At 66.0% G+C, this 19,606-nt stretch carries 15 protein-coding genes; 10 read left to right on the top strand and 5 right to left on the bottom strand.

The window, feature by feature from the left end; genetic code table 11:
* Positions 1–119 precede the first annotated feature (119 nt).
* The 5 genes from ACW5W4_RS15340 (at position 120) to ACW5W4_RS15320 (ending at position 6,793) form a co-directional block, all read left to right on the top strand.
* Positions 120–1,826 (top strand): glycoside hydrolase family 9 protein, encoded by a 1,707-nt coding sequence (locus tag ACW5W4_RS15340; RefSeq protein ID WP_456689959.1) that lies wholly within the window; start codon positions 120–122, stop codon positions 1,824–1,826.
* Positions 1,819–2,709, top strand: a complete 891-nt coding sequence (locus ACW5W4_RS15335; protein ID WP_456689958.1) for a BadF/BadG/BcrA/BcrD ATPase family protein — start codon at positions 1,819–1,821, stop codon at positions 2,707–2,709. The genes ACW5W4_RS15340 and ACW5W4_RS15335 overlap by 8 nt, the downstream gene beginning before the upstream one ends.
* The gene (locus tag ACW5W4_RS15330) at positions 2,694–4,559 is read left to right on the top strand and encodes a beta-N-acetylhexosaminidase (protein ID WP_427260511.1); all 1,866 of its coding nucleotides are present in this window, start codon (positions 2,694–2,696) and stop codon (positions 4,557–4,559) included. Before ACW5W4_RS15335 ends, ACW5W4_RS15330 begins: the two co-directional genes overlap by 16 nt.
* 228 nt (positions 4,560–4,787) lie before the next feature.
* Positions 4,788–6,341, top strand: a complete 1,554-nt coding sequence (locus ACW5W4_RS15325; protein ID WP_456689957.1) for a methyl-accepting chemotaxis protein — start codon at positions 4,788–4,790, stop codon at positions 6,339–6,341.
* A gap of 101 nt (positions 6,342–6,442) precedes the next feature.
* On the top strand, positions 6,443–6,793 hold the full coding sequence (locus tag ACW5W4_RS15320; RefSeq protein ID WP_456689956.1) for an MGMT family protein: 351 nt from the start codon (positions 6,443–6,445) through the stop codon (positions 6,791–6,793).
* Here ACW5W4_RS15320 and ACW5W4_RS15315 read toward each other — a convergent pair.
* On the bottom strand, positions 6,790–6,951 hold the full coding sequence (locus ACW5W4_RS15315) for a hypothetical protein (RefSeq protein WP_167335482.1): 162 nt from the start codon (positions 6,949–6,951) through the stop codon (positions 6,790–6,792). The genes ACW5W4_RS15320 and ACW5W4_RS15315 overlap by 4 nt on opposite strands.
* A gap of 104 nt (positions 6,952–7,055) precedes the next feature.
* Entirely contained in the window at positions 7,056–9,677 is a 2,622-nt protein-coding gene (gene topA, locus ACW5W4_RS15310; protein WP_456689955.1) for a type I DNA topoisomerase, read from the bottom strand.
* 362 nt (positions 9,678–10,039) lie between these two features.
* Between topA and astB the strand changes: the two genes are divergently transcribed.
* Positions 10,040–11,377: an N-succinylarginine dihydrolase gene (gene astB, locus ACW5W4_RS15305; protein WP_456689954.1), complete on the top strand. Its 1,338-nt coding sequence runs from the start codon at positions 10,040–10,042 to the stop codon at positions 11,375–11,377.
* Between the two features lie 177 nt (positions 11,378–11,554).
* On the opposite strand, the gene sohB is transcribed toward astB, so the two are convergent.
* The gene (sohB, locus tag ACW5W4_RS15300; RefSeq protein ID WP_456689953.1) at positions 11,555–12,562 is read right to left on the bottom strand and encodes a protease SohB; all 1,008 of its coding nucleotides are present in this window, start codon (positions 12,560–12,562) and stop codon (positions 11,555–11,557) included.
* A 227-nt stretch (positions 12,563–12,789) separates the two neighbouring features.
* Between sohB and ACW5W4_RS15295 the strand changes: the two genes are divergently transcribed.
* The gene (locus ACW5W4_RS15295; RefSeq protein ID WP_456689952.1) at positions 12,790–13,545 is read left to right on the top strand and encodes a YciK family oxidoreductase; all 756 of its coding nucleotides are present in this window, start codon (positions 12,790–12,792) and stop codon (positions 13,543–13,545) included.
* Between the two features lie 88 nt (positions 13,546–13,633).
* Complete coding sequence (locus ACW5W4_RS15290; RefSeq protein ID WP_456689951.1) at positions 13,634–14,512, top strand: LysR family transcriptional regulator; 879 nt, start codon at positions 13,634–13,636, stop codon at positions 14,510–14,512.
* A gap of 71 nt (positions 14,513–14,583) precedes the next feature.
* Here the strand turns inward: ACW5W4_RS15290 and ACW5W4_RS15285 are convergent, their stop codons facing one another.
* A complete protein-coding gene (locus ACW5W4_RS15285) occupies positions 14,584–15,756 on the bottom strand; it encodes an MFS transporter (RefSeq protein ID WP_456689950.1) in 1,173 nt (390 codons plus the stop codon).
* A gap of 244 nt (positions 15,757–16,000) precedes the next feature.
* Here ACW5W4_RS15285 and ACW5W4_RS15280 point away from each other — a divergent pair, with 244 nt between their 5' ends.
* On the top strand, positions 16,001–17,143 hold the full coding sequence (locus tag ACW5W4_RS15280) for a MalY/PatB family protein (protein WP_456689949.1): 1,143 nt from the start codon (positions 16,001–16,003) through the stop codon (positions 17,141–17,143).
* A gap of 45 nt (positions 17,144–17,188) precedes the next feature.
* Entirely contained in the window at positions 17,189–18,523 is a 1,335-nt protein-coding gene (locus tag ACW5W4_RS15275; protein WP_456689948.1) for a TAXI family TRAP transporter solute-binding subunit, read from the top strand.
* Positions 18,524–18,604: 81 nt separating this feature from the next.
* Here ACW5W4_RS15275 and ACW5W4_RS15270 read toward each other — a convergent pair whose 3' ends face one another.
* Positions 18,605–19,543 (bottom strand): LysR family transcriptional regulator, encoded by a 939-nt coding sequence (locus tag ACW5W4_RS15270; protein ID WP_456689947.1) that lies wholly within the window; start codon positions 19,541–19,543, stop codon positions 18,605–18,607.
* Between the last annotated feature and the right edge of the window lie 63 nt (positions 19,544–19,606).

Here is a 19,606-nt window from a genome sequence, read left to right as displayed (position 1 = left end):
CTCTGCTGTGGTGTCTTGATTTCTTTTGGGGGGGGGGGGCGGGGCGCCCCCCCCCCCGCCCGCCAGACTCCCGGGGGATCCGTGGCGATCCCCCCTTTTCCCCGACGATAGAGGTATCGATGGAACTGCTTGTCAATCAGGTGGGTTACGAGTGCTCGGGCCCCAAGATAGCCCTGCTGCAGACCCGGCCCGGCCAGGTGCAGGAGGGGCTGGCCCGGCTGCTGCCCCTGACCGGAGGCCCCGCCCTGTTCGAGGCGCCGCTGAGAGAGGAGATCAGGGTGCCCGGCTGGCGGGACCGTGCCTTCTGGTGCATCGATTTTGACTCCGTGCGCCAGGAGGGGGACTACCGGCTCGAGGTGATCACCGCCCATGGCATAGTGCGCTCGGCGCGCTTTCGCCTCGGTGAACGGCTGCTTGTCCAGCGCTGCCTGTCCGACGTGATCCACTACTTCAAGGGTCAACGTTGCAGCGGCCAGCATGACAAGGCGGACAGGGCCGCCCCCCTGTTTGGCGGCGAGCAGCGCCGCGATGTCCACGGTGGCTGGTATGACGCCAGCGGCGATGTCAGCAAATACCTGAGCCACCTCTCCTACGCCAACTACCTCAATCCCCAGCAGACCCCCCTGGTGGTGTGGAGCCTGCTCAGGAGCCGGGCCCTGCTGGCAGGGGCAAGCGACATCGACAGCCTGAATCTGTGCAAGCGGCTCGAGGATGAGGGACTCCATGGCGCCGATTTCCTCTGCCGCATGCAAGATGAGTCCGGCTTCTTCTACATGACCCTGTTTGACAAGTGGAGCAAGGATCCCGCGCAGCGCGAGCTGTGCGCCTACGCCACCCAGCAGGGGATCAAGTCCGCCAGCTGGCAGGCGGGCTTTCGTCAGGGGGGCGGCATGGCCATCGCCGCCCTGGCCCGGGCCGCCCGAGGGGCCAGCTGCGGTGATTTCGACACAAACCATTACGCCGAGGCGGCCAGACGCGGCTACCTGCACCTGCGCGAGCACAACCTTGCCTACCTGGACGATGGCCGGGAGAACATCATCGACGACTACTGCGCCCTGCTGGCGGCGGTGGAGCTGACCGAAACGCTGGGCCCCGAGTGGCTCGCCGAGGCGCGCCACTGGGCCGGACGGCTGTGCGCCCGCCAGCGTCCCCATGGGGAGCTCGGCCACTACTGGGCCGCCGACGACGATGGCTCGCGCCCCTACTACCACGCCGCCGAGGCCGGCCTGCCGGCGCTGGCCCTGCTCGAATACCTCTCTGTGGAGACGGACTCCGACCGCATCGCCGGGGTCGAACGCGTCGTGCGCCAGGCCCTGCTGGCCGAGCTGGCCCTGACCGCCCGTCCCCACAACCCCTTCGCCCTCGCCCGCCAGTATGTGAAGGCAGTGGATGAGGCCCCCCGGGTGAGCTTCTTTATGCCCCACCACAACGAGTCCGGCTACTGGTGGCAGGGGGAGAACGCCCGGCTCGCCTCCCTGGCCGCCGCCGCCTTCGCCGCCGCACAACGGCTGCCGGATCTCGCCGCCCCCCTGCTGGCCCACGGCCAGCATCAGCTGGACTGGATCCTGGGGCGCAACCCCTTCGACGCCTGCATGCTGATGGGCCACGGCATCAAGAACCCCGCCTACACCGCAGGTTATCCCAATGCCCCTGGCGGCATCTGCAACGGCATCACCTCGGGGTTCGAGGATGAGGCCGATGTCGCCTTCATCCCGGCAGAGTACAAGGACCGGCTGGATCAGAACTGGCGCTGGGGGGAGCAGTGGATCCCCCATGGCGCCTGGTTTGCCCTGGCCATCAGCTGGCAGGGGGCCCACCATGGATGACCGGGATCAGGCCATCGCCTACTGGGTCGGCGTCGATGGTGGCGGCACCCATACCCGGGCCCGCATCCGGGATCGCAGCGGCGCACTGCTCGGCGAGGGGCGCGCCAGTGGCTCCAATCTGGAGCTGGGCATCGACGTGGCCCAGCGCCAGGTGCTGGCGGCGGTGCACGCCGCCATGGCAGCCGCCGGGCTGCCCGCGTCCGCCATGGGCCGGATGAGCGCCGGCCTCGCCATCGCCTCCGCCGAGCTGGAAACCTGTTATCGCGACTTCCTGGCCCAGCCCCTGCCCTTCGCCGAGACCCGGCTCACCTCGGATGCGTTCGGTGCCTGCCTGGGGGCCTTCGGCGGCGGCGAGGGGGCCATCCTCATCGCCGGTACCGGCTCGGTCGGGCTCCTGTTCCAGGGGGGCCGCATCCGCACCTGTTCCGGGCGCGGCTTCCCCATCTCGGATCTGGGCAGCGGCGCCTGGCTGGGGCTGCGGGCCATCCAGCAGTCCCTGCTCTGCCACGATGGCATCCTGCCCCCCAGCCTGCTGGCGGTGCGCCTGCTGGATCACTTCAAGCGGGATCAGGCCGAGGTGGTGCGCTGGGCGGCCCGGGCGATCCCGGCCGATTACGGCCGCTTCGCCCCCTGGGTGTTCGAGGCGGCAAAGGACCAGGATCCCCTCGCCCTCGAGCTGCTGGCCCAGACCCAGGCCCAGCTCGACACCCTGATCCGCGGCATGCTGGCACAAGGCGCCAGTCGGGTCGCGCTGCTCGGTGGCATCGGGGAGCGGCTGCGGCCGCGCCTGTACCATCTTCCCCTTGTCACCCCGCAGGCGGACGCCCTGGAGGGCGCCATCCTCTTTGCGAAACAGAAGGAACTGCCATGTCTACACCCTTGATCACCCTTGCCGTCCAGCGCCGCGATGAGGAGGATGTCTGGATCCTGTTGACCCTGGATCGGGTGCCAAGCGAACCGTGGCAGATCCACTTCTGCCTCGGCCGTCACATCGATGCCAGCAGCCTGGAGGGGGGAGAGCTCATCCACCAGAGCGGCAGCTACAAGGTGATAGCGCCCCACCCGGGGAGCAGGGAGCTTGCTCTCTGCTGTCGCAAGACGGCGTTCAAGCGCCTCACCGATCTGCCCCAGGGCTTCTTCCTCAGCCTGCCCGAATCCAGGGAGGGAGCCCAGATCATCCCGGTCACCATAGCGGGCCAGGAGCTGGGACTGGACTCCCCCGCCCCCGCCGGCAAGGAGCTGGCCGAGGTGGAGCCCGAGCACGGCATAGTGCCGCTGCCCCGGCGTCTGGTGCGCCTCGAGGGCAACTTTCGCCTCGCCGAGCGGGCCCACGTCAGGGGGCCGGGCAACCTCAGTGCCCTGCTTGGCCACTTCAACGATCTGACCTCCCTTGCCCTGGAGCAGGACCATGACGCCGAGATAAGCCTGGTGCAGGCCGAGCTGCCCGCCGAAGGCTACCGGCTGCTGATCCGGCCCCAGGGCATAGAGATAGCGGCCGGGGATATCGCCGGCTGGCGCCACGGCCTGGTGAGCCTGGCCCAGTGGTATCTGCAGCACGGGGAGAGCCTGCCCTGCATCGAGGTCGAGGATGCCCCCCGCTTTGGCCTGCGGGTCATTCACCTGGACTGCGGTCGCCACTTCCAGCCGATGGCGAGCCTCAAGCGCCTGCTCAGGCAGATGAGCCTCTACAAGTTCAACCGCTTCCACTGGCACCTGACCGATGACGAGGGCTGGCGCCTGGAGATCAAGGCCTTCCCGACCCTGACCGAGGTGGGCGCCTGGCGGGGCCATGGCCTGGCCATAGGTCCCCAGCTCAGCGGCGGCGCCGCGCGCTACGGCGGCTGCTACAGCCAGGCCGAGGCCCGCGAACTGGTGGCATACGCCGCCAGCCTCGGCATAGAGGTGATCCCGGAGATCGACATCCCCGGCCACTGCCACGCCGCCATCAAGGCGCTGCCCGAGCTGCTCATCGAGCCGGCGGATCACTCTCGCTACCTGTCGGTGCAGTATTTCGACGACAACGTGCTCAACCCGGCGCTGCCCGGCACCTATCACTTCCTCGAGCGCGTGATGGACGAGGTGTGCGCGCTGTTCCCGAGCCCCTTGATCCACATGGGGGGAGACGAGGTGCCCCACGGCGTCTGGACCGACAGCCCCGCCTGCCAGCAGCTGATGGTGCAGCAGGGTTACCAGGACATTCGCGAGTTGCAGGGGCACCTGCTGCGCCACTGCCAAGGCTATCTGGCCGCCAAGGGGCGCCGTATGGTGGGCTGGGAGGAGATATTGCAGGGGGACAAGGTGAGCCGGGAGGCCATCATCTGTGCCTGGACCAGCTTCCAGGCGGGGCTGGATGCCGCGGCGGCGGGCTACCCCGTGCTGATGGCCGCCGCCCAGTATCTCTACCTGGATCTGGCGTGCAGCGAGAACATAGAGGAGCCGGGACTCTACTGGGCCGGCACCCCCAACCTGGAGCAGGTCTACTCCTGCGATCCCGCTCCGGCCGATTTCCATGCCAACGATAACATCCTGGGGGTGCTTAGCCCCCTGTGGTCCGAGCTGGTACACACCCGTGACCGTCTCGACTATATGCTGTTCCCACGCATGCTGGCCACGGCGGAAGTCGCCTGGAGCCTGCCAGGTGACAAGGACTGGGGGCACTTCTGCGCCCGCCTGCCCGGTCAGCTGGCGATCCTCGACCAGCAGCAGGTGCGCTACCGCACGCCACAAAGGTAATGTTGTCACTCTCTTTGGCGGTCTGCGCGGCCGCCTTTTTTTATCCTGTCCCCTACCTCCTGTTTACTTATTCGCAGCAAAAGACATACACTCCGCGCGGCCTTTAACGTGCCATCTGGATACACGTTATCCAGCCCGGTGTCACACCGCATGCAAACAATCGTTAACATATTCCAATCGAAGCCGATATCCGTGACAGCGTTCGCCCCACATGAAAGGAGTTCACCCATGTCTCACCCGCAGATCCCCCACCATGACCAGGAGGTGCTCTTCCCCGCCTCGGTCCAGCTCGTCTCCATCACGGACCTGAGCGGGGTGATCACCTACGCCAATCGCCATTTCTGCGCGGTGGCCGGGTATGGGCGCGACGAGCTCGTCGGACAGCATCACAACCTGGTGCGCCACCCTGACATGCCCAAGGCCGCCTTCGCCGATCTGTGGCGACAGCTCAAGGATGGCAAGCCGTGGCGCGGCGTGGTCAAGAACCGCTGCAAGGATGGCCGCTACTACTGGGTCGATGCCTATGTCACCCCCCTCTACCGGGACGGCAAGATCAGCGGCTACCAGTCGGTGCGCTGCAAGCCCACCCCGGCGCTGATCCAGCGGGCCAGTGCCATCTACCGGACCCTGCGCCAGGCCGAGCAGGGCCAGGGATCGGCCCTTCCCGCCTTCACCACCCTGCGCCCCTGGCTCGCCGTGGCGGGGTTCGCCGCCCTGCTGGCCCTCGGCTGGCAGCTGGCCGGAGCCAAGGCCGCCCTGCTGATGCCCCTGCCCCTGCTGCTGCTTGGCCTGCTCTACCGGGACGAGCTCATCGGTACCCGCCACTACCTGCAGCGGCTGCACCAGGACTACGACAGCCTGACCCGCCAGGTCTACTCGGGCAGCGGGGCGGCGGCCATCGCCGATTTTCACCTCAAGATGGGCGAGGCGCGGCTCACCACTGTGCTTGGCCGGGTCAGTGACGCCACGGATCCCCTGCAACGGCTGGCCGGCGAGCTCAAGCTCGCCTCGAACCAGGCCTGCACCGCCATCGGCGAACAGGATGCCCAGACCCAGCAGATGGCGACGGCCATGACCCAGATGGCCACCACGGCCCAGGAGATAGCCCGCAACATCCAGGAGTCCCATGGTCAGGTCGATGAAGTGCGCAGCCGCTGCCTGCAGACCGATGATCAGCTGACCCAGACCGAACGCCAGATCACCGCCCTCACCGGCCAGGCCGAGCAGGCCTATCAGACCGCGGTCAGCCTGGCCGAGGAGTCGGCGCGCATCGGCACCCTGATGAGCGAGATCCAGGGGATCGCCGATCAGACCAACCTGCTGGCCCTCAACGCCGCCATCGAGGCGGCCCGGGCAGGTGAACAGGGCCGCGGCTTCGCCGTGGTGGCCGACGAGGTGCGCACCCTCTCCACCCGCACCCACAAGGCGACCGAGCAGATCCAGGGCAGCATAGGCCAGATCCAGCAGACCCTGAGCCAGTGGCAGACCATGATGCAGAGCAACCTGCACCAGACCCAGAGCTGCGCCGAGCTGACCCGCCAGGGCTCCTGCAGCCTGCAGCAGGTGCTCGCCCAGATGGATCAGGTCAGCGCCTACGGCGTCCAGATTGCCGCCGCCGCCGAGCAGCAGCAGGCCGGGGTGGAGGAGATGGGCCGCAACATCCAGGCCATCTCTGCCCACTCGCAGCACAACAGCCACAAGATGCGCGAGGTCGATACCGTGAGCCAGGCCCTGTTCAACCAGGCCAGCCAGCTCAAGGGGCTGAGCCAGACCTTCGGCTGAATCTGCCTACTCCGCAGCCAAGGCACCGCCATGCCACACTTGCCCGCCCCGTGACAAAGGCGCCACAATGGCGCCTTTGTCGTGACGAGATAGCAACAAGCATGCAGGGAACCCAAGCCGGGCAGAGCAAGCAGGCCAGGATCGAAGCCATCCTGGCGCTGATACCAGAGGGCAAGGTGGTCAGCTATGGCCAGGTGGCGGATCTCGCCGGCCTGCCGGGCCGGGCCCGCCTGGTGGGCAAGGTGCTGCGGGAGACAGACAAGGTGCTGCCCTGGCACAGGGTGCTGGGGGCCGGGGGCAAGATCTCTCTGCCCAAGGGGTCAAAAGGGTTTGATGAGCAGACGGGGCGCCTGCAACAGGAGGGGGTGCCGGTGATCAAGGGGCGGGTCAGGATGCAGGAGTGGCAGTGGCAGCCCGACCTGGCCGAGCTGCTGTTTCTGCTTCCCTTCTAGCCCAGGGAGAGGATCTCGTCGCTGCGCACCTGCACCGGGATGGTTTCCGCCTCGCGCTGGAGCAACACCAGCTGGTTCTGTCTGTCGACCTCCAGCACATAGGCGAGGCCCTCCCGGGTCTGGCAACTCATGCCAGGCCGGATCTCGCTGATATCCATAATCGACTCCTTGTCTTGCCTGCCGCTACCTTGCAGCGTTTGCAGTATATCCTCCGGCCATGAAAAAGGCCCTGCATTTGCAGGGCCCTGTTGTCACATCAGCTTCACGCCTTCTTGGCCTTGGCCAGGCTCTCCTGCCACTTGCCATTGTCGTAATGGGCCGTCCAGCCTGTGGCCTTGCCGTTCACCTCCGTCATCACGTACTGCTCCTTGGTCTTGCGACTGAAGCGAACGATGGCGGCGTTTCCGTCAGGATCTGACGCCGGGGCGTCGGCCAGGTACTGGTGCTTGGGCGAGAGCCGCTCCTTGAAGCGCTTGAGCTCCTCCACCAGGGGAGCACGGGTCTCCCGGGATTTGGGGAAGTTGCTGGCGGCGAGGAAGAGACCGGCGGCGCCGTCCCTCAACACGAAGTGAGCATCGGACTGGGTGCACTTGAGCTCTGGCAGGGGCACGGGATCTTCTTTCGGCGGCGCGATGTCGCCGTTTTTCAAGATCTTGCGGGTGTTTTTGCAGCTCTCGTTGGTGCAGCCCATGTACTTGCCGAAGCGGCCGTTCTTGAGCTGCATCTCGGATCCGCAGCGGTCGCATTCGATACTGGGACCTTCGTAACCCTTGAGCTTGAACTGGCCCTGCTCTATCTCGTGACCCTCGCAGTCCGGGTTGCGGCCGCAGACGTGGAGCTTGCGGGTCTCGTCGATGATGTAGGCGTCCATGGCGGTGCCGCAGATGCCGCAGCGATGCTTGGCGCGCAGCGCCTCGGTTTCCGCCTCTTCCCCGTCGATGGCGGAGACGAACTCATCGGCCGACACCAGGTTGATGGTCTTCTTGCAGCGCTCTTTGGGCGGCAGGGCATAGCCGGAGCAGCCGAGGAAGACCCCTGTGGTGGCGGTGCGGATCCCCATCTTGCGGCCGCAATCCGGGCAGTCGATGCCGGTCAGCACCATCTGGTTGGCGCGCATGCCCCCCTCTTCCGCCGGCTTGTCGGCCTGGGCCAGCTCTTCGGTGAACTCGGCGAAGAAGGCATCGAGCACCGCCTTCCACTCCTGTTCCCCCTGCGCCACCTCATCGAGCTTGTCCTCCATCTTGGCGGTGAACTCGTAGTTCATCAGCTCGACGAAGTTTTCCACCAGGCGGTCGGTCACTATCTCCCCCATCTTCTCGGCGAAGAAGCGGCGGCTCTCCACTCGCACATAGCCGCGATCGACGATGGTGGAGATGATGGAGGCGTAGGTGGACGGGCGACCTATGCCGCGTTTTTCCAGCTCGCGCACCAGGGCCGCCTCGGTGAAGCGGGCGGGTGGCTTGGTGAAGTGCTGACGGGGATCCAGCTTGACCAGCTTGAGGATTTCGCCGACGGTCACCGCCGGCAGCTGGCTGTCGTCCCCCTTGCGCCCCATGGGGGGCAGCGCCTTGGTCCAACCGGCGAAGCGCAGGATGCGGCCGCGGGCCTTGAGCTCGAACTCCCCCGCCTTGACGGTGAGGGTGGTGGCATCGTACTGGGCCGGGGTCATCTGGCAGGCGACAAACTGGCGCCAGATGAGATCATAGAGCCGCAGGGCATCCTGCTCCATCCCTTCCAGGTCGGCGGTGGTCAGGGTGACGTTGGAGGGACGGATCGCCTCGTGAGCCTCCTGGGCCCCCGCCTTGGAGCCATACAGATTCGGCTCGCTTGGCAGATAGGGGGCGCCGTACTGACTGGCGATGTAGTCACGCACCGCCTCGACCGCCTCCTTGCTGAGGTTGGTGGAGTCGGTACGCATGTAGGTGATGTAGCCCGCCTCGTACAGGCGCTGGGCCATCATCATGGTCTTCTTCACCCCGAAGCCCAGCCGGGTGGAGGCCGCCTGCTGCAGGGTGGAGGTGATGAAGGGGGCGGATGGCTTGGAGCCGGTCGGCTTGTCTTCCCGGCTGATGACCCGATAGTCGACCCCGTCAAGGGCCGCCAGGGCGGCATCGGTTTCTGCCTTGGTGACCGGCTTGAACTCGGCACCGTTGCGGCTGAGCACCTCCATGCGCAGGGACTCGTCTCCCGCCGTCATCAGATCCGCGTGCAGATCCCAGAACTCGACCGGCACGAACGCCTTGATCTCGCGCTCCTTGTCGACGATGAGGCGCACGGCCACGGATTGCACCCGGCCGGCGGAGAGGCCGCGGGCCAGCTTCTTCCAGAGCAGCGGAGAGACCATGTAGCCCACCACCCGGTCGAGGAAACGACGGGCCTGCTGGGCATTGACGCGGTGCATGTTCAGCTCGGAGGGCTGGGAGAAGGCCTCCTGAATGGCGCTCTTGGTGATCTCGTTGAACACCACCCGCTTGTAGCGGCTGTCGTCACCGCCGATGATCTCCCGCAGGTGCCAGGCGATTGCCTCTCCTTCTCTGTCCAAGTCGGTTGCGAGATAGATGGTGTCGGCCTTCTCGGCAAGACTCTGCAACTCGCTGACCACCTTCTCCTTGCCGGGCAAAATCTGGTAGTTGGCCTGCCAGCCATTGGTGGGGTTGATGCCCATGCGGGCAAACAGGGCATTGCGATCCTTGGCTGCCTTCTCGGATTCGCTGAGCTTGATGCCGCGAATGACGGGTTTCTTGGGTTCGCTGCTGGCACTGCCGCTGGTCGGCAGGTCGCGGATATGACCGACGCTGGATTTCACCACGTAGTCTTTACCCAGGTATTTATTGATGGTCTTGGCCTTGGCCGGAGACTCTACGATGACCAGTGATTTGCCCATGCTGTAACTTGTATCCTCGTTGCACCCGTCGGGGTTGGTGTGCGGTTTTGTGGGGCTGTATAAGAGATTTGACGCCAAAAAGCAATCTTGGCGACAAGTTTGCTTGTGGTTCCCAACCGCATCGCTTCTTTATTTATTAATGCGAAGCACAGGGGATGGACGCAACCGCTTTTTCATTTTTATGCCGCTCAGCCCCGTTTTTTATATCCGAAACGACATAACAAACCGCCCTCGCAACATAACAAAGCACTTTCGTTATCAGCTTGTTACAAAAGACAAAATCTCTTTATAATGGCCACATCCCGCAGCTTTGTGCGCGGAAGGAACCGCAACCCATATAAAAATCGAAAGGATGTACTCTGATGAAGCACTTCGAGGTTAACTTCGACGGCCTGGTCGGCCCCACTCACAACTATGCCGGCCTCTCCTATGGCAACGTGGCGTCCCAAAGCAACGCATCGGCCGCGTCCAATCCGAAGGAGGCGGCCAAGCAGGGGCTGCGCAAGATGAAGGCGCTGACGGATCTCGGCATGACCCAGGGGGTGCTGGCGCCCCAGGAGCGGCCGGATCTCGCCACCCTGCGCCGCCTGGGCTTCACCGGATCGGACGCCAGGGTACTGGAGCAGGCCGCCAGACAGGCCCCCGCCGTGCTGGCCGCCTGCTACTCCGCCTCCAGCATGTGGACCGCCAACGCCGCCACCGTCTCCCCGAGTGCCGATACCCAGGATGGCCGCATCCACTTCACCCCGGCCAACCTGACCAACAAGTTCCACCGCTCCCTCGAACCCGAGGTGACCGGCCGCATCCTGCGCGCCGTCTTCCCGGGGGATCGCCACTTCTGTCACCACAGCCATCTGCCGGAGAACGATCACTTCGGTGACGAAGGCGCCGCCAACCACACCCGGCTGTGCCGCGCCTATGGCGAGGCCGGGGTCGAGCTGTTCGTCTATGGCCGCAGCGCCTTCGATGTCTCCCAGCCCGCCCCCAAACGCTACCCGGCCCGCCAGACCCTGGAAGCGAGCCAGGCCATCGCCCGTCTCCATGGCCTGGGGGATGAGACCGCCGTCTTCATCCAGCAGAACCCGGAGGTGATCGATCAGGGGGTGTTCCACAACGACGTGATCGCGGTAGGCAACCAGAACGTGCTCTTCTTCCACCAGCAGGCCTTCCTCAACACCGCCTCCGCCCTGGCAGAGGTACGCGCCAGGTTTGGCGAGGGGGAGCTGCACTTCATCGAGGTGCCGACCAGCGAGGTGTCGGTGCAAGATGCGGTGAAATCCTACCTGTTCAACACCCAGATCCTGACCCTGCCTTCCGGCGAGATGGCCATCATCGCCCCCACCGAGTGCCAGGGCAATCCGGCGGTGTCAGCCTACCTGGCCAGGCTGGTGACCCTGGGCACCCCCATCAAGGGCGTGCACTACATGGACGTGAAGCAGAGCATGAGGAACGGCGGCGGCCCCGCCTGCCTGCGGCTGCGGGTCGCCATGAACGACAGCGAATTGGCGGCGGTCAACCCGGCCTGCCTCATCAATGACGGCCAGTTCGCCCGCCTCGACGCCTGGGTCGACAAGCACTATCGCGACAGCCTGGCCCTGGACGACCTGCGCGATCCCGCCCTGGTGCAGGAGTCCCGCACCGCCCTGGACGAGCTGACCCAGATCCTGAAACTGGGATCCGTCTATCCCTTCCAGCGCTGAGAACCTGGTCACGACCTTACTGCGAGGCCGTGATCAAGGCTCATGCGCTGCTCTTTACCTTGCTGACGACCTCTCGCGACAGCTCGTAGACAGGTTCTAAGCCGCAACAAAGACATAAACGAAGAGCCGGGCTCCTGCCCGGCTCTTTCATGTCGATGTCGACGGCAAGACAAGACCTCAGCGCCAGGGGCTCTGCTGCCAGAGCCGCTCCAGCCCCTGTACCAGCCCCTGGGCCCCCTGCTGGCCCAGCTTCTGGGTCAGCGACTTTGGCTTTTGGAAGCACAACCCCACCACCCGGCGCTCCTCGGCGCGGCGCAGCAGATAGTCATCGCTGGTGCAGAGCTCGTCCACCAGCCCCAGCTCCTTGGCCTGACCGGCGAGCCAGTGCTCCCCCGTGGTGACCTTGTCGATCTCCAGGGCCGGGCGATGGGCGGCCACGAACCCCTTGAACTGTTCGTGGATGGCCCCCAGCTCCTCGCGAAACTTCTCCCGGCCCGATTCGTCATTCTCACCGAACATGGTGATGGTGCGCTTGTACTGGCCCGCCGTGTGCATCTCGAACTCGATATCGTGCTTCTTGAGCAACTTGTTGAAGTTCGGCAACTGGGCGATCACCCCGATGGAGCCGACGATGGCGAAGGGGGCGGCCAGGATGCGATCCGCCACGCAGGCCATCATGTAGCCGCCGCTCGCCGCCACCTTGTCGATGGCCACCGTCAGGGTGATCTGGCGATCCCGCAAGCGCTGCAACTGGGACGCCGCCAGGCCATAGCCATGGACCACGCCGCCGCCGGACTCGAGCCGCAGCAGCACCTCGTCCCCCGGCTGGGCCACCCCGATCACCGCGCTCACCTCCTCGCGCAGGGAGGCCACCTCCCTGGCATCCATGCTGCCATGAAAGTCCATGACGAACAGGCGACGCCGCTCATCCCCCTGCTTGCTGCGCTGCTTGTTGCGCTCCTTCTGCTGCTTCTCCAGCTGCTTGCGCTCCTGCTTGCCGGCCAGGGACTCCCGCAGCCGGGTGCGAGTCTGCTCCAGCTCGGCGGAGAGATCGTTTATCACCAGTTCCCCCTTGCGAGACTTGGGATGACGGCTGCTGACCAGCATCAGGATCAGGGCGCCGAGGGCGAGCACCAGGGTGAGGGTCTTGGCCAGAAACAGGCCGTATTCGCTCAAAAATGCCACTGAAGACTCCGTTGAGAGTGAAAATTTTTCCCATTCTAGGGAGTTTGTTTCGGGGGCGCAAAGCCTCTCTCATCGGCGCCCGCACTGGCTCGAAAAACGGCAAGCGCCTCGTTTCCTTCACATTTTTATCTGGCCGTGCTGGTCAAACGGTCGAGGGCCTCAGTACACTTGCCCCAACACGCCGGGGCTGGGCCCTGGCCAATTCCATGAAATTCACAGGAGTCGTCATGCTCGATTATCAGGCCCCCACCACCTTGCTCAGCAACAAAGTGATTCTGGTGACGGGGGCGGGTGATGGCATAGGCCGTGAGGCGGCGCTCACCTTCGCCGCCCACGGCGCCACCGTCATACTGCTGGGTCGCACCGTGGCCAAGCTGGAGGCCGTCTACGACCAGATCGAGGCCGCCGGCCACCCCCTGCCCGCCATCGTGCCGGTCGACCTGAAAGGGGCCACCGCCAGCCACTATCGCGGCATGGCCGAAACCTTCGCCGAGCAGTTCGGCCGCCTCGACGGCGTGCTGTTCAACGCCGGCCTGCTGGGCTCCCTGTCGCCGTTCGAGCACATCAAGGAGAAGGAGTGGGACGAGGTGATGCAGGTCAACGTCAAGTCCGAATTCCTGCTGACCCAGGCGCTCTTGCCCCTCATCCGCCAGACCGCCAAGACCCATGGCGAGGCCGCCATCCTCTACACCTCGTCGAGCGTAGGTCGCAAGGGGCGCGCCTACTGGGGCAGCTACGCCATCTCCAAGTTCGCGGTGGAGGGCATGATGGAGGTGCTGGCCGACGAGCTGGACAATACCGGGGTGCGGGTCAACAGCATCAATCCGGGCGGCACCCGCACCAAGATGCGCGCCAGCGCCTTCCCGGCCGAGGACCCCATGGCCCTGAAGACACCGGCAGACCTCATGCCCCTCTATCTCTACCTGATGGGGCCGGACAGCCGGGGCAAGACGGGCCAGACCTTCGTCGCCCAACCCAGGTAATCATAAAAAAGCGGCTCGCGGCGGCCAGGACCGTTAGAGTTATTGGAGTCCATTCACGCGAGCCCGGTGCCAAGCCAGCAGGTGAGTCATGTTTCGTCCCAAGAGTACCTTCGAGCAGTGGCGTATCTTTCAGGCGGTGGTCGACTGCGGCGGTTATGCCCAGGCGGCCGAGGCCCTGAACAAGAGCCAGTCCTCCCTCAACCATGCGGTGGCCAAGCTGCAGCAGAGTCTGGGGGTGGCACTGCTGGAGGTCCGTGGCCGCAAGGCGGTACTGACCCCGGCCGGGGCGGCCTTCCTCAAGCGCGCCCGTCAGCTCAGCCAGCAGGTGGAGGAACTCGAGAACCTGGCCGACAACCTGGAGCGCCAGTGGGAACCCCAGATCAACCTCTATGTCTCGGCGCTGCAACCCAGGACACGGCTCTATCGCGCCCTGGCCCGCTTCCACCCCCGCAGCCGAGGCTGCCGCATCAATCTTCATGAGCGGATCCACTGCCACTTCAATGCGTTGCAACCGGGGGATCTGATGATCTCGGAGCACCTGCCCGGGGATCGTACCGGCCTGCCCCTGGACGAAGTGAGCCTGCTGCCCCTGTGCGCCCCGAGCCACCCCCTGGCGAGTGCCCAGGCTCCCCTCTCCCTGGAGCTGCTGACCTCCCATAACCAGATTGGCCTGCACCCCCCCATCCACCGCTCGGTGGACTGGCACGATGCCGAGGACACCGGCTGGAAGGTGACCCACTACCAGGAGGTGATCGCCCTGCTGCAACAGGGGCTTGGCTACGGCTGGCTGCCGCGCCACCTGGCCAGCACGGCCCTGGCCGACGGCAGCCTGGTGCCCCTGACCCTGGAGGGGGGCAGCGAGCGCCACCTCTATACCTATCTGCTCACCCAGAGCCCGGACGCCCTGGGCCCGGCCAGCGAGCTGCTGCTGCGCTGCCTGCGAGACGAATACCAGGGCCGGGACTAGGCCCCTCTCCCCTTTCTCCATGACAAGAGACCCGCACCAGGCGGGTCTTTGCCTATGGCCCAAGAGGCGTCTCAGACGTTCGGCACCCGCCAGCAGGCGGCCAGGGCCAGCATGGCCAGGGTCAGGGCCACCAGGAAGACGCCGTGAAAGCTCCACAGCTCGGCGACGATACCGGCGATGGCTCCCGCCAGGATGGAGCCGGTGCGAATGCTGTTGGCGAACAGGGTGGTGGCGACCCCGGCGCGCCCCGGCATCAGATCCTGGAAATAGGACATGCCGATGCCGGCGATGATGCCTATGAAGATGGCATTGAGCAGTTGCAGCGCTATCAGGGCCTGCTGGCTCGCCAGGGTCACCAGCCCGGCGTAGAAACCTATCCCGGCCAGCACCGCCAGCAGCATCATGGGCCGCTTGCCAAAGCGGCGGGTGTAGTAGCCCGCCAGCAGCATGAAGGGGATCTCGAGCGCCGCCGCCGTGCCCATCAGCACCCCGGCAAGGGTCTCATTCAGTCCCAGCTCCCGGGTGACATAGAGCGGCATGTTGATGAGGTACATGCTGTTGCAGGTCCACATCAGGGTGGAGGCGATGAAGAGCCCCCGCACGGCAGGGTCCCGCCAGCTGCTGACCCTGGGCTGGCTCTCGTCTCTGGCCGGCAGCGGCAGGGAGGGCAGCCAGCGCCACACCACCAGGGCGCAGAGGAGATAGGCGAAGGCGGACGCCAGGTACATGGCCTCGAAGCCGTAGCCGATGGCGAGGGCAAAGGCCAGGGGCGGCCCCACCACCCAGGCCAGGGAGAACTGGGCCCGCATCACTGAGCTGAACATGTCGGCCCGCTTCTGCTGGCTGTCGGCATGCTCCCGGGCCAGGGCGAACAGCTGGGGGCTGGCGGTGGCCGCCAGGCTTGCCAGCAAGACCCCCAGGCTCACCAGCAGCCAGTAGTTGCGGTTCCAGGCGAACAGCAGGGAGAGCACTATGCCGGCGGCGCAGCAGCGCAGGATCAGGCGTTTGCGGTCGCCACGGCTGTCGGATCTGTGACCCAGCCACTGGCTGATGAGGATCCCCACCAGGGCATTGACGGTATAGAAGAGGCCGACCAGGAAGGGGCGCACCTGCACCTCCTCGGCCAGAAACAGGCTCAAGGTGGGCACCTGCAGGGCCACCGCCACCCCGGTCATGAAGGTGACCGCCAGGAAGGAGAGTGAGACGGGATCCGGACGCTTGCTGACGGCGGTGAGGGATTTCATAGGATTATCACCAGACTGGAGGAAGGGGGGCGCCAGGAGGCGCCGGGACCATGGTCATCTTATGACACCACCCAGAACCAGCTCAAGGCTTGCGACGGCTGCGCCGACACCGTACATTGAAGGCCCAGACTGCCCATGATGGCAGCACCCACCAAGATGGCCAGCCGAGCGCCCTTGCCCGAGGGACGGGCAGCAGACACCCGCGCGCGGCACCCGGCTTGTCTGGCCAGTAAAAGGACTGAACATGTTTGATTTTGACAGGGAAATTGATCGCAGCGGCACCATGAGCCTGAAGTGGGACAAGTACAAGGAGCAGGACGTCCTGCCCATGTGGGTGGCCGACACCGACTTCGTTTCCCCCCCGGCCGTCATCGAGGCCCTGACCGAGCGGGTCGCCCACGGCGTCTTTGGTTACTCACGCCCCTCCCCCCGTCTCATCGAACTCATCATCACCCGCATGCAGCAGCGCTATGGCTGGACCATCCAGCCGGAGTGGCTGGTGTTCCTGCCCGGGGTGGTGCCCGGCCTGAACCTCGCCTGCAAGGCCTGGAGCCAGCATGGCCGCGGCATCATCACCCCCAAGCCGGTCTACTACCCCTTCCTGCAGGCGCCGGGCTTCAATGACAGGCCCCTGCTCACCGTGCCCATGGTGGAGCAGGATGCCCGCTGGGTCCTGGACATCGAGGAGCTGGAGCGCCAGGCCCCCTCGGCGGATCTGCTGCTGCTGTGCAACCCCCACAACCCGGGTGGCACCATCTTCACCCGGGAAGAGCTGGAGGCCATCGACGCCATCGCCGAGCGCCACAACCTGGTGATCTGCTCCGACGAGATCCATTGCGATCTGCTGCTGGACCAAGGCGCCCGCCACATCCCCTACGGCGCCCTGAGCCCGGCCGCCGCCGAGCGCTCTGCCGTCATGATGGCGCCGAGCAAGACCTTCAACATCGCCGGCCTGTGCTGCTCCTTCGCCGTGGTGGCCAATCCCAGGCTGCGCCTCAAGCTGCAACAGGCCATGCGCGGCATCAGCGCCGACGTCAACCTGCTGGGCTATGTGGCGGCCGAGGCGGCCTACGAGGGGGGCGATGCCTGGCTGGCGGCGCAGCTCGACTACCTGCGCGGCAACCTGGCCCTGATCGAGACGGCCGTCGCCCGCTGGCCCGGGGTCACGCTGGCGCGCAACCAGGCCACCTATCTCGCCTGGATCGATGTCGCGAGCCTGGGACTGGATGACCCCATCGCCTTCTTCGAGCAGGCCGGCGTCGGCCTCTCCCCGGGGGCCCAGTTCGGCGATGCCCAGTTCGTGCGCCTCAACTTCGGTTGCACCCGGGCGCGCCTGAGCGAGGCCCTGGCCCGCATGGAGCGGGCCATCCTGGCCCGGCTCAACTAAACCGGATGGGCCCGGCCCATCCCCCTGCTCACTGACTGGTTTCCTATGCGCCCACGAATACCTGCCCTGCTCGCCCCCCTGTTTGCCCTGCTCTGCTGGGGGACGAGCGCCCACGCCAGCGATTACCTCACCATCAGCACGGGGGCGCTCACCGGCGTCTACTACCCGGTCGGTGGCGCCCTCTGCCGCCTGCTCAACGAGCAGAGCGGGCCCGAGGGCCTGCGCTGCAGCGTGCAGAGCACCAAGGGCTCCCTCGCCAACTTGCAGGATCTGCAAGCTGGCAAGAGCCAGCTCGCCCTGGTGCAATCCGACGTGCTCCACCACGCCGTCCATGGCACGGGGCCCTTCGCGAGCCAGGGCCCCAACAGGGCGCTGCGCTCCCTCTATCGGCTCCATCACGAATCGGTGGCCCTGCTGGTCGGCGAGCAGAGCCGCATCGGCAGCCTGGGGGATCTGCCGGGCAAGCGGGTCGATCTCGGCAGCGTCAATGGCGGTGACAGGGTGACCATCATGGCGCTCATTGAGGCCATGGGCTGGCAGGCCGGGGATTTTGCCCCCACCGCCGGGTTGGGTGCCGATCGGCTGCAAGGCCTGTGTGATGGCAGCCTGGACGCGGCTTTCGTGGTCGCGGGTCAACCCAATCAGGTGATTTCGGATCTGATCGGGCGCTGCAAGGCCCGCCTCCTGCCCATCGAGGATGCCAGGATAACCGGGCTCATCGAGGGGTCGACCTATTACGAACGGGGTCGCATCCCGGCCAACCTCTACCCGGGCCAGACCCTGGCTATCCCCACCCTGGGGGTGCGCGCGGATCTGGTGACCCTGGATACCCTGCCGGTCGAGACAGTTCATCGCCTGCGCCGGGTAATGGATGAGCACCTCAAGCAGTTTACCCGCCTGCATCCGGCCCTCATCACCCTCACCCCGGAGGCCATGACGGCGCCAAGCCCGGCGCCGCCCCATGCCGCCATGCAACAGGATCCCGGGGCACCGGCGCCTGAGCCGCTCCCGGATACGCACGCCCTGATGCCGGCGTCCCTGCAACCCGGCAGCGCTCCCTCGCAGGCGCTCCCCACCCAGGCCACCTCGGGGGCGGGGACCAGCGACGCGACCGAAACCCCCGAGGGGGAGACGGCGCCAGCTCAAGCACCCTCTGGCGCGGCCGCCACCGGTTCCGCCGCCCCCGAGGGGGAGACGGCGCCAGCTCAGGCTCCCTCCGACGCGGCCGCCACAGGATCAGCGGCAATCCTCGAGGACGAGCCGGCGCCTTCCCAGGCTCCCTCTGGCGCGACCACCACCGACGCCACCTCTGAGGAAAGGACGGCGCCCACTCAGGCGCCCTCTGGCGCAACTGCCACCGATCCCGCCACCACACCCTGAGCCCTCTTTTCACCCAGACAGATAACACAAGGGCCACCTCGCGGTGGCCCTTGTGTTGCTTGGACTGCGCCTTTGGCGTCCCTACTCTGGCTCGCTCTCCTTGCGCTCCCCAGCCGGCACCGGGCCAAGATAGGGATGGGGACGCTGGATCTCCTCCTCCACCCAGTGCAGCAGCTGCTTGATGGCCCGGGACAGCACCTGGTTCTGGCGCACCACGTACCCCAGGCTGGTGCCGGGAAAGTCATGGAGCTCGGTGACCGGCGCCGTCAGCTTGAGCCTGGGGTGGAGGGAGAAGTCCGGCACTATGGCCACCCCGAACCCCGCCTCGGCCCAGTCGAGCTGGGCGTCCACGCTGCCCACCTCCATGATGCGGCAGCTCGGCAACCCGAGCAGGGGCAAGGAGGGGTCGATCAGCGCCCGGGTGCGGGTGTCATGACCCAGCAGGATCAGGGTGGGCTCGTCGAGGGGGTCGCTCTCCCCTGCCCTGGCCCGCGCCTGCCAGCGGCTGAGCCCCTGCCCCAGGGCGCACCAGGTCACCTGTTGCAACTCGGTGTAAAACAGCGGCTCGCTGCGCTTTTGCGCCATCACGAAGCCGAGATCCGCCTTGCCCCCCTTCACCAGCTCGGCCGCCTGATCCGAGGTGGTGTTGAACAGGGTGAGATCGATGCCGGGGAAGGCCTGCTTGAAACGCTGGAACGGCTGGATCAGCAGCAGCCGCGAGATGATGTCACTGGCGGCGATGGCGAGCTTGCCCTGACTGAACTGGCCGAGGGCATTGAGATCGGCCTGGCACAGTTGCAGCTCGTTGAGGGCGCGCTCGGCGCTTTGCAGCAAGCGCTCCCCGGCCTGGGTCAGCCGAAACGGGCTGCGCTCCACCAGCTTGACCCGGGTCGCCTGCTCCAGGTTCTTGAGGTGCAGGCTGACGTTGGGCTGGGTCATGTGCAATTCGGTGGCAGTCTGACCGAAGTGCTGCAGGCGGGCCAGGGTGACGAAGGTGTTGAGCCAGTGAATATCCAGCATGGGGCACTCCGAAGCGGGCCACGGGGCGCGGCCGTCGATAATATCGCCGCAATTATATGATTT

The sequence above is a fragment of the Aeromonas crassostreae genome (genome assembly GCF_054052445.1).
This window is presented reverse-complemented; position numbering and strand designations above follow the sequence as displayed.

Excerpts from the sequence above, each read along its gene's own strand:
- astB (WP_456689954.1), top strand. The coding sequence starts at position 10,040 with ATGAAGCACTTCGAGGTTAACTTCGACGGCCTGGTCGGCCCCACTCAC.
- ACW5W4_RS15315 (WP_167335482.1), bottom strand. The coding sequence starts at position 6,951 with ATGGATATCAGCGAGATCCGGCCTGGCATGAGTTGCCAGACCCGGGAG.
- ACW5W4_RS15295 (WP_456689952.1), top strand. The coding sequence starts at position 12,790 with ATGCTCGATTATCAGGCCCCCACCACCTTGCTCAGCAACAAAGTGATT.
- ACW5W4_RS15275 (WP_456689948.1), top strand. The coding sequence starts at position 17,189 with ATGCGCCCACGAATACCTGCCCTGCTCGCCCCCCTGTTTGCCCTGCTC.
- ACW5W4_RS15340 (WP_456689959.1), top strand. The coding sequence starts at position 120 with ATGGAACTGCTTGTCAATCAGGTGGGTTACGAGTGCTCGGGCCCCAAG.
- ACW5W4_RS15270 (WP_456689947.1), bottom strand. The coding sequence starts at position 19,543 with ATGCTGGATATTCACTGGCTCAACACCTTCGTCACCCTGGCCCGCCTG.
- ACW5W4_RS15335 (WP_456689958.1), top strand. The coding sequence starts at position 1,819 with ATGGATGACCGGGATCAGGCCATCGCCTACTGGGTCGGCGTCGATGGT.
- ACW5W4_RS15280 (WP_456689949.1), top strand. The coding sequence starts at position 16,001 with ATGTTTGATTTTGACAGGGAAATTGATCGCAGCGGCACCATGAGCCTG.
- ACW5W4_RS15320 (WP_456689956.1), top strand. The coding sequence starts at position 6,443 with ATGCAGGGAACCCAAGCCGGGCAGAGCAAGCAGGCCAGGATCGAAGCC.
- topA (WP_456689955.1), bottom strand. The coding sequence starts at position 9,677 with ATGGGCAAATCACTGGTCATCGTAGAGTCTCCGGCCAAGGCCAAGACC.
- ACW5W4_RS15285 (WP_456689950.1), bottom strand. The coding sequence starts at position 15,756 with ATGAAATCCCTCACCGCCGTCAGCAAGCGTCCGGATCCCGTCTCACTC.
- ACW5W4_RS15290 (WP_456689951.1), top strand. The coding sequence starts at position 13,634 with ATGTTTCGTCCCAAGAGTACCTTCGAGCAGTGGCGTATCTTTCAGGCG.
- ACW5W4_RS15325 (WP_456689957.1), top strand. The coding sequence starts at position 4,788 with ATGTCTCACCCGCAGATCCCCCACCATGACCAGGAGGTGCTCTTCCCC.
- ACW5W4_RS15330 (WP_427260511.1), top strand. The coding sequence starts at position 2,694 with ATGTCTACACCCTTGATCACCCTTGCCGTCCAGCGCCGCGATGAGGAG.